This is a genomic window from Kitasatospora sp. NPDC056446 (assembly GCF_042796115.1).
Lineage (GTDB): Bacteria > Actinomycetota > Actinomycetes > Streptomycetales > Streptomycetaceae > Kitasatospora.
Genome location: NZ_JBHTRF010000057.1, coordinates 24,423 through 30,988, shown reverse-complemented (window position 1 = coordinate 30,988; position 6,566 = coordinate 24,423). Strand labels below are relative to the sequence as shown.

Annotated in this window: 6 protein-coding genes; 3 read left to right on the top strand and 3 right to left on the bottom strand. The window is 73.4% G+C overall.

All coding sequences use genetic code 11. The features are described from left to right. The first annotated feature begins 188 nt into the window (after positions 1-188). The gene (fabF, locus tag ACFQ6N_RS28830; protein ID WP_380655071.1) at positions 189-1,454 is read left to right on the top strand and encodes a beta-ketoacyl-ACP synthase II; all 1,266 of its coding nucleotides are present in this window, start codon (positions 189-191) and stop codon (positions 1,452-1,454) included. Positions 1,455-1,524: 70 nt separating this feature from the next. Here the strand turns inward: fabF and ACFQ6N_RS28825 are convergent, their stop codons facing one another. Both ACFQ6N_RS28825 and ACFQ6N_RS28820 read right to left on the bottom strand, forming a co-directional pair. Next, complete coding sequence (locus tag ACFQ6N_RS28825) at positions 1,525-2,019, bottom strand: DUF3145 domain-containing protein (RefSeq protein WP_380655068.1); 495 nt, start codon at positions 2,017-2,019, stop codon at positions 1,525-1,527. A gap of 365 nt (positions 2,020-2,384) precedes the next feature. Then, the gene (locus ACFQ6N_RS28820) at positions 2,385-3,410 is read right to left on the bottom strand and encodes an NADP-dependent oxidoreductase (RefSeq protein WP_380655066.1); all 1,026 of its coding nucleotides are present in this window, start codon (positions 3,408-3,410) and stop codon (positions 2,385-2,387) included. Positions 3,411-3,513: 103 nt separating this feature from the next. Here ACFQ6N_RS28820 and ACFQ6N_RS28815 point away from each other — a divergent pair, with 103 nt between their 5' ends. Continuing rightward, a complete protein-coding gene (locus ACFQ6N_RS28815; RefSeq protein WP_380655063.1) occupies positions 3,514-3,978 on the top strand; it encodes a MarR family winged helix-turn-helix transcriptional regulator in 465 nt (154 codons plus the stop codon). A gap of 120 nt (positions 3,979-4,098) precedes the next feature. Further along, the gene (locus tag ACFQ6N_RS28810; RefSeq protein WP_380655060.1) at positions 4,099-5,619 is read left to right on the top strand and encodes an LCP family protein; all 1,521 of its coding nucleotides are present in this window, start codon (positions 4,099-4,101) and stop codon (positions 5,617-5,619) included. Positions 5,620-5,625: 6 nt separating this feature from the next. Here ACFQ6N_RS28810 and ACFQ6N_RS28805 read toward each other — a convergent pair whose 3' ends face one another. Further along, positions 5,626-6,558, bottom strand: a complete 933-nt coding sequence (locus ACFQ6N_RS28805) for a 1-aminocyclopropane-1-carboxylate deaminase/D-cysteine desulfhydrase (RefSeq protein ID WP_380655057.1) — start codon at positions 6,556-6,558, stop codon at positions 5,626-5,628. Positions 6,559-6,566: the final 8 nt, after the last annotated feature.

Here is a 6,566-nt window from a genome sequence, read left to right as displayed (position 1 = left end):
CTCCCCCTACCCTCGTTTGGCTGGCGCCTCCCCGTCCGGGGCCCCACCCCCCCCCCCGGGCCCCCGGGCCCGCGGCGCACCCGGCCCCGCCCCCCCCCCGCCGGCCGGGACGCCCCACCCGGGGCGCCCGGCCGGTCCCATCCTCGGCTCCCGCCGACCCCCCGCACACGTGAGAGAAGAAGAAACCAGTGACCGCTGAAAACCGCACCGTGGTCGTCACGGGTATCGGCGCCTTCACGCCGCTGGGCGCCGACGCCGCCGGCACCTGGGAGAACCTGGTCGCCGGCAAGTCCGGAGTGGCGGCCCTGACCGAGGAATGGGCCGAAGACCTTCCGGTGAAGATCGCCGCGCGCACGGCTGTCGAGCCCGGCGAGATCCTGCCCCGCCCGCTGGCCCGCAAGCTGGACCGCTCGGCCCAGTTCGCCCTGATCGCGGCCCGCGAGGCCTGGGCCGACGCCGGCTACGAGACCCCCGCCACCGACGAGTCCTCCAAGCTCGCCCCCGAGCGCCTGGGCACCGTCATCGCCTCCGGCATCGGCGGCGTGACGACTCTGCTCGACCAGTACGACGTGCTGCGCGAGAAGGGCGCCCGCCGGGTCTCCCCGCACACCGTCCCGATGCTGATGCCCAACTCCCCGGCGGCCAACGTCGGCCTGGAGGTCGGCGCCCGCGCGGGTGTGCACACCCCCGTCTCCGCCTGCGCCTCCGGCGCCGAGGCGATCGGCTACGCGATCGAGATGATCCGCACCGGCCGCGCCGACGTCGTGGTGGCCGGCGGCACCGAGGCGGCGATCCACCCGCTGCCGATCGCCGCGTTCGCCAGCATGATGGCGATGTCCAAGAACAACGACGACCCCCAGCACGCCTCCCGCCCGTACGACAAGGCCCGTGACGGCTTCGTGCTGGGCGAGGGCGCCGGCGTGGTCGTCCTGGAGTCCGTCGAGCACGCCGAGGCGCGCGGCGCCCGCATCTACTGCGAGGCCGTGGGCCAGGGCCTGTCCTCGGACGCCCACCACATCGCCCAGCCCGAGCCCACCGGCGCCGGCGTGGCCCGCGCGCTGGCCGACCTGTTCGAGCGCAACCAGCTGGACAAGTCCGAGATCGTGCACGTCAACGCGCACGCCACCTCGACCCCGCAGGGCGACACCGCCGAGCTGAAGGCGCTCCGCAAGGAGCTCGGCGACGAACTCGACCACATCGCCATCTCGGCCACCAAGTCGATGACCGGTCACCTGCTGGGCGGCGCCGGCGGTGTCGAGACCGTCGCCACCGTGCTGGCCCTGCACCACCGCCTCGCCCCGCCGACCATCAACGTCGAGGAGCTGGACGACGACGTGGACGCGGACATCGTGCGCGGCGAGGCCCGCAAGCTGCCCGAGGGCCCGATCGCGGCGCTGAACAACTCGTTCGGCTTCGGCGGCCACAACGTGGTGCTGGCCTTCCGCACCCGCTGAACCTTCCGGCACGCACGCGAGGGGCCGGCGCTCACGGAGAGCGCCGGCCCCTTCGTCGTGCCCGACGGGCTCAGACCACCTGGTGCAGCCAGCGCACCGGCGCGCCCTCGCCCGCGTACCGGAACGGCTCCAGTTCGTCGTCCCAGGGCTTGCCGAGCAGCCGGGCGATCTCGGCCTCCAGGTCGGCCCCCTCGCTGCGGGCGCGCAGCAGGACGGCGCGCAGCCGGTCCTCGGGGATCAGGATGTCGCCGTGGATGCCCGTGACGGCGTGGAAGATGCCGAGCGAGGGCGTGCTGCTGTACCGCTCGCCCTCCGCCGTGGCGCAGGGCTCACTGGTCACTTCGTACCGCATCAGCTGCCAGCCGCGCAGCGCGGAGGCGAGTTTGGACGCCGTGCCGGTCTCCCCCTGCCAGGAGAGCTCGGCACGCCAGTGCCCGGGCGAGGCCGGCTGGCGGATCCAGTCCAGACTCACCCGTACCCCGAGCACCCCCGCGACGGCCCACTCGACGTGCGGGCACAGCGCGCGGGGCGCGGAGTGGATGTACAGAACTCCACGTGTCGTCACCGGGACCTCCAGGCTGTGGACGAGGGTCGCCTTCCCCAGCTGCCTCGTGTGCCTGCAGTTGATCCACTGTTACCCACGTTAGCCGACATTAAGCCACTAATTTGAGCAAAACGGACAGGCTTTCGCTCAATGCTAGTCGAATCCTCAACGAGGTCCACCCCTCGGCTGGATCTCTCCCCCGAACGGCCCCATCGCCAGGCGGGACCACCGTACCGCGCCGTCCCACAGGATGGATGACGCACTTTCGGATCCGGCCGGAATACGGTAGTGGGGCCCGGCCCCCGCGCCCGACCACGAACCGCCGGACGGCAAACCGCCCCGCACGCCCGATGGGGGCGGCGGGGCGGCGGTGTCCTGACGGTGCGTCAGCCGTCCAGGCGGACCACCATCTTGCCGGTGTTGGCGCCGCGCAGCAGGTCGAGGAAGGCCTCGGCGGCGTTCTCGAAGCCGTCCACCACGGTCTCCTCGCCGCGCAGTTCGCCGGAGCGCAGCCAGCCGCCCACCTCGGCCACGAACTGCGGCTGCAGGGCGGCGTGGTCGCCGACCAGCATGCCCTCCAGGCGCAGCCGCTTGCCGATCGCCATCGCCAGGTTGCGCGGGGCGGCGGGCGCGGTGGTGTCGTTGTACTGGGCGATCGCGCCGCAGAGCACCGCGCGGCCGTGCACGCCGAGGGCGCCGATCGCGGCCTCCAGGTGGTCGCCGCCGACGTTGTCGAAGTAGAGGTCGATGCCCTCCGGGGCGGCCGCGGCGAGCTGCTCGGCGACCGGGGCGTCCTTGTAGTTGAACGCGGCGTCGAAGCCGTACTCGTCCACCAGCCTGGCGACCTTCTCCGCCGAGCCGGCCGAACCGACCACCAGGGAGGCGCCCTTGAGCCGGGCGATCTGGCCGACCAGCGAGCCGACGGCACCGGCCGCGCCGGAGACGAAGACCTTGTCGCCCTCCTTGAGGGCGCCGACGGCGAGCAGCCCGGCGTAGGCGGTCAGGCCGGGCATGCCGAGCACGCCGAGGTAGGCGGAGAGCGGGGCGGCGGCCGGGTCGACCTTGACCGCGTGCTTGGCGTCGAGGGTCGCGTACTCGCGCCAGCCGAGGCCGTGCAGCACCGCGTCGCCCGGGGCGAAGCCCTCGGCCGCGGAGGCCACCACGTAGCCGACCGCACCGCCGTCCATCGGCGCACCGAGCCGGAACGGCGGGATGTACGAGGCCACGTCGTTCATCCGGCCGCGCATGTACGGGTCCACCGAGAGGTAGGCGTTGCGGACCAGGATCTCGCCCGGGCCCGGGGTCCGGACCGGGGCCTCGACCAGGGCGAAGTCGGCCGGCACCGGCCAGCCCTGCGGGCGGGCGGCGAGGTGCCATTCACGGGCGGTCGCGGGGGCGGCCTGCTCTGCCATGGTCGGTGCTCCTTGCTGTTCAGGTACCTGAAAGGTTGAGTAACTTAAGTAACGATGGACATAAAAGGTTCACCTTGTCAACTTTTCAGGTAGACTCTGCACCATGGACACTCAGCCGGCCCCGGACGCCACGCCGCAGCCTGACGAGATCACCCGCGAGGTCGTCGACCTGATGGCCAACCTGGTCGCGCTCTTCCACCGCGAGTACGAGGAGGCCGCCGCCGCCCGCTCGCTCACCGGCGCCCAGGCCAAGGTGCTCGCCCTGCTGCGGCGCGGACCGATGCCGATGCGCCAGATCGCCCAGACGCTCAGCTGCGAACCGTCCAACATCACCGGCATCGTCGACCGGCTGGAGTCCCGCGGCTTCGTCACCCGCGAGGCCGACCGGCAGGACCGCCGGGTCAAGCTGGTCGCCGCCACCGACACCGGCTCGGCCGCCTCCACGGAACTGCGCGAGTCGCTGAACTTCGCCCGCGAGCCGCTGGCCGCCCTCGGCCCGGACGAGCGGACGGTCCTGCGCGACCTGCTCCACCGGATGCTGTCGGGCGCCGCGGGCCCCGGCGCGTGACCAGCATCACAGGCTCGACGGGAAATCCGTTCGCCCGTCGGGGGTAACCGAACAGCCCCTCGGAACGTCTAACGTTCGAATCATCGAACGCGAGAAACCTGAAGACGGGGGGCACGGAGGATGAGCAGCAGCACGCGCCGGCGCCGCTACCTGCGCACCGCCATCGGCCTGGCCGCCGTTCTGGTGCTGTCGGTCGTGGGTGCAGGAGCCTGGTTCTACCACCGGCTGGACAACAACATCACCACCTTCGACGCGGGCGGGGTCGCCACCGAGCGCCCGCCGGCCCCGGTCCCGGTCACGCCGGGCGCCTCCGTGCCGGTCAACGTGCTGCTGCTCGGCTCGGACAGCCGCGACGACGGCAACAACGCGCTGGGCGGCGGCGACGAGGGCGTCGGCCACTCGGACACCGCGATCGTGCTGCACATCTACGCCGACCACAAGCACGCCGTCGGCGTCTCGATCCCCCGCGACACCCTGGTCACCATCCCGTCCTGCAAGCTGTCGAACGGCAACTGGACGGCGCCCAGGAACGACCAGATGTTCAACTCCGCCTTCACCGTGGGCGCGGACGCCAAGGGCAACCCGGCCTGCACGCAGAACACCGTGGAAAAGCTCACCGGGCTGCGGATCGACCACACCGTCGTGGTCGACTTCAAGGGCGCGGCCGCGATGGCCGACGCCGTGGGCGGCGTCGAGGCCTGCGTGCCCAACGACGTCAACCAGTTCGGCATACACCTGAAGAAGGGCCTGCAGAAGCTGTCCGGCCAGTCCGCGGTGGACTACCTGCGGGCCCGCCACGGCATCGGCGACAACTCCGACATAGGCCGGATGAAGCGCCAGCAGGCCTTCCTCTCCTCGATGATCAAGAAGGTCCAGGGCCAGGGCTTCTCGCTGCCCACCCTGCTGCCGCTGGCCGACGCGGCCACCAAGTCGCTCACCGTGGACGAGGGCCTGGGCACCGCGATGAAGCTGGTGGACTTCGCCCGCTCGGTGCAGGACATCAAGCTCTCCGACGTCACCTTCGTCACCGCGCCCTGGCGCTTCGCCGGCGAGCGGGTGCGACTGGTCCAGCCGGACGCCGACACGCTCTGGAAGCTGCTGCGGGAGGACCGCACCCTGGACGGGCAGAGCACCACCGGGACGGGCCAGCAGGCCGCCTCCCCCACCGCCGGCCCGGGCACGCCGGCCGGAGCCGACACCCCGCTCACCCCCGAGCAGGCCGCGGCGCCGCTCACCGTGGTCAACGGGGTCGGCACCCCCGGCCTGGCGGGCTCCGGCTCGGAGACCCTCAAGGGACGGGGCTTCCGGAACATCACGCTCGGCCCCAACTCCCCCGGGCACCAGGCCACCCGGGTCGCCTACGACCCCGCGCTGAAGGCCGCCGCCGACCAGGTGGTGGCGCTCTTCCCCGGCGCCCAGGCGGTCGAGGAGCCCGGCTCGGAGGCGATCACCGTCACCCTCGGCAGCGACTACCGGCCGGCGGGCACCCGGATCGACTCGGCCTCCGGCCCGAGCCAGGCCCCCGGCGCCGCCCCCGGCACCGCGGCCGACGGCACGCCGTCCAACGGGATCCCCACCGGCATAGCGGAGAACACCCGCAACGCCGACACCGACCCGTGCGCCGACCTGACCTTCGGCTGACGGCGGCTACCCCGGGTCCGGCAGCCCGGTGACCACGGCGGTGAGGCGGGTGCCGCGCGGGAAGGCGCCCGCCCGCGCCAGGCCGGTCAGCGCGGCGAGCAGCTTGGCGACGTAGCGCCGCTCCAGCGGGACGCCGTGGCGGTGCTCGAACCGCTCGGCGAAAGCCGCCAGGTCCGCCGGGACCCGGCCGTAGCCTCCGCCGTGGTGCGCGTGGTCGATCGACCAGTTGTCGAACTCCCGCCCGTACGCGGCCCGGTGGAGCCGGGTGACCTCCGCCTCCAGGTAGCCCTCGCCGCCGCGCAGCACCGCCACCCCGAGCGCCCGGGCACCCGGCGGCAGCCCCGCCGCGATGCCCGCCAGGGTGCCGCCGGTGCCGACCGGGCAGCAGACCACGTCGCGCCCGCCCAGGTCGGGCAGTTCGGCCGGGATCGCCGCCGCACCGGTCACGGCCAGGGCGTTGGAGCCGCCCTCCGGGAGCACCAGGCACCGGCCCCAGCGGCGCCGCGGCCACTGCGCGCCGTCCGCCCCCTCGGCCCGGTCGTCCGTCCCCTCGGCCCGGCCGGTGGCCTCCCGGTACTCGGCCCGGGTCAGGAACTCCAGCCGCATCCCGGCGGCCTCGGCCGCCCGCAGCGACCAGTTGCGCGGGCGGTCGGCCAACTCCTCGCCGCGGACCAGCCCGACGCTCTCCAGCCCGAGCGCCCCGGCCGCCGCCGCGACGGCCCGCAGGTGGGTCGAGTAGGCGCCGCCGAAGGTCAGCAGCCGGGTGTGGCCCTGCTCGACGGCGGCGGCCAGGTTGGGCGCGAGCTTGCGCCACTTGTTGCCGGGGACGGTCGGGTGCAGCAGGTCGTCCCGCTTGAGCCGCAGCTCCACCCCGGCCCGCGCGAACACCTCGTCGACGCAGTCCACCAGCGGGGTCGGCAGCAGGGCGGGTTCGAGCATCCGGCCAG